The sequence below is a fragment of the Sphingopyxis sp. genome, from assembly GCF_050725655.1.
Lineage (GTDB): Bacteria > Pseudomonadota > Alphaproteobacteria > Sphingomonadales > Sphingomonadaceae > Sphingopyxis.
Genome location: NZ_JBOHHT010000034.1, coordinates 1 through 2,256, shown reverse-complemented (window position 1 = coordinate 2,256; position 2,256 = coordinate 1). Strand labels below are relative to the sequence as shown.

General features: G+C 68.4%; 2 protein-coding genes. Both read left to right on the top strand.

The features are described from left to right. Positions 1-148 precede the first annotated feature (148 nt). Positions 149-1,399, top strand: coding sequence for an N-succinylarginine dihydrolase (locus tag ACREBX_RS04900; RefSeq protein WP_431560636.1), 1,251 nt, complete (start codon positions 149-151; stop codon positions 1,397-1,399). Positions 1,400-1,512: 113 nt separating this feature from the next. Continuing rightward, a complete protein-coding gene (locus ACREBX_RS04895) occupies positions 1,513-2,184 on the top strand; it encodes a spermidine synthase (protein ID WP_431560635.1) in 672 nt (223 codons plus the stop codon). The last annotated feature ends 72 nt before the right edge of the window (positions 2,185-2,256 follow it).

Here is a 2,256-nt window from a genome sequence, read left to right as displayed (position 1 = left end):
CCCCTCCCCTTCAGGGGAGGGGTTGGGGTGGGGGCTCGCGGCCTTGCGCAGGGCCGGTGCCCCCCACCCCGCTGTGACTAGCGGACAAGTCCGCAAGTCTCGCTGCCCCTCCCCTGAAGGGGAGGGCTGAAAAAGGGAAAAGCGTAACATGCTCACCGAAATCAATTTCGACGGGATCATCGGCCCGAGCCACAATTATGCCGGGCTCAGCCGCGGCAATATCGCGTCGGCAAGCAACGCCGGCGACGTGTCGCAGCCGCGTGCCGCGGCGTTGCAGGGCATCGAGAAGATGCGCCACAATCTGGCGCTCGGGCTGCCGCAGGGGTTCTTCACGCCGCTCGACCGGCCCGACGCGCCCTGGCTTGCCACGCTCGGCACGACGCCGGAAGATGCCGAGGGGCATTTGCGCGCGCAGGCATGGTCGGCGTCGTCGATGTGGGCGGCGAATGCCGCAACCGTCTCCCCCGCCCCCGACAGCGCCGACGGCAAATGCCATCTGACCGTCGCGAACCTCGTCACCATGCCGCACCGCAGCCACGAATGGCCGGGAACGCTGGCGCAGCTTCGCCTCGCCTTCGCCGACCCCGCCTTTACCGTCCACGCACCGATCCCCGCCCCGTTCGGCGACGAGGGCGCGGCGAACCATATGCGGCTGTGCAGCGGGCACGACGGGCAAGGGGTCGAAATCTTCGTTTACGGTGTCGGCGGCGGGCGCTTCCCGGCGCGCCAGCATCTCGACGCGTCGAAGGCGATCGCACGCCATCACCGGCTCGACCCGGCGCGCACGCTCTTCATCCGCCAGTCTGATAGCGCAATTCAGGGCGGCGCGTTCCACAATGACGTCGTCGCGGTCGCGAACGAGCATGTGCTGTTCACGCACGAAGCCGCGTTCGAGGACCGCGAGGCCGCGCACGCCGAAATCCGCGCCGCCTTCCCCGCGGTCGAGATCGTCGAGGTGCCCGCGAGCGCGGTCAGCCTGCCCGACGCGATCAAATCCTATCTGTTCAACGCCCAGCTAGTCAGCCTGCCCGACGGCGGCGGCATGGGGCTGGTCCTGCCCACCGAGGGACAGGCCATCCCGGCCGTATGGCAATGGCTGGAAGCGCATGTCGCGGGCAACGGCCCGATCCGCCGCCTGCTGCCCGTCAATGTCCGCCAGTCGATGGCGAACGGCGGGGGGCCCGCATGCCTCCGCCTGCGCGTTGTTGCCGATCCGGCCACCGTCGATCCGCGTTTCATCGCCGACGAGGCAAAGCTCGACCGGATTGCCGGCGTCGTGGCGAAACACTGGCCCGAGGCGATCGCGCCCGGCGACCTCGCGTCGGCGGCGCTGGCGAGCGACGTGCGCAAGGCGCGTGCGGCGCTGCTCGAAACGCTCGACTTGGCCGAACTAGGCTGACAGGCATATTCTTCGTATCGTCATGCCGGACTTGATCCGGCATCCACCCCCGCCCTCGCCGCCCTGGCCCCCGGATCAAGTCCGGGGTGACGACAAGAAAAAGGCGACGTGAATTGAAGATACGCGAACTGATTGGCACGGCAGAGGTGCCGGGCGGCGACGAGCTGCGGCTGTACCGGCGCGGCGACGATTTCATCATCGCGATCGATCGCAACGAATTGATGAGCAGCCGGATGAGCGGCTCCGAAGAAGCACTGGCGACGATGACGTGCGACCGGCTGCGCAGCCCGAAGGCGGCGAGCCTGCTGATCGGCGGCTATGGCATGGGGTTCACTCTGCGCGCGGCGCTGGCGACGCTCGGCCCCGACGCGAAGATTGTGGTGGCCGAACTGGTGCCGGGCATCATCGAGTGGGCGCGCGGTCCGATGGTCGAGCTGGCGGCAGGCTGCCTCGACGATCCGCGGGTCGAGCTGGTCCTCGGCGACGTGTCGAAGGCGATCGGCGCGGCGACCCGCCGCTATGATGCGATCCTGCTCGACGTCGACAATGGCCCCGACGCCCTGACGCGCGACGCCAACGACGGGCTCTATTCGCCCGCGGGCCTCGCGATGGCCAAGGCGGCGCTGCGCCCCGGCGGCATCCTCGCGATATGGTCCGCGGCCCCCGACGCCCGCTTCACCCGCCGGTTAACGGTGGCGGGTTTCCAGGTCGAAGAGGTCGGCGTTCGCGCGCGAAGCAACGGCAAGGGCCCGCGGCACGTCATCTGGTTTGCGCGATCGATCTAGGACCAATCGACATTCAGCTCAGGGTGAGTCGAAAATGGTGGTTTTCCGTGACCCGGAGCGCAGCGTACATCT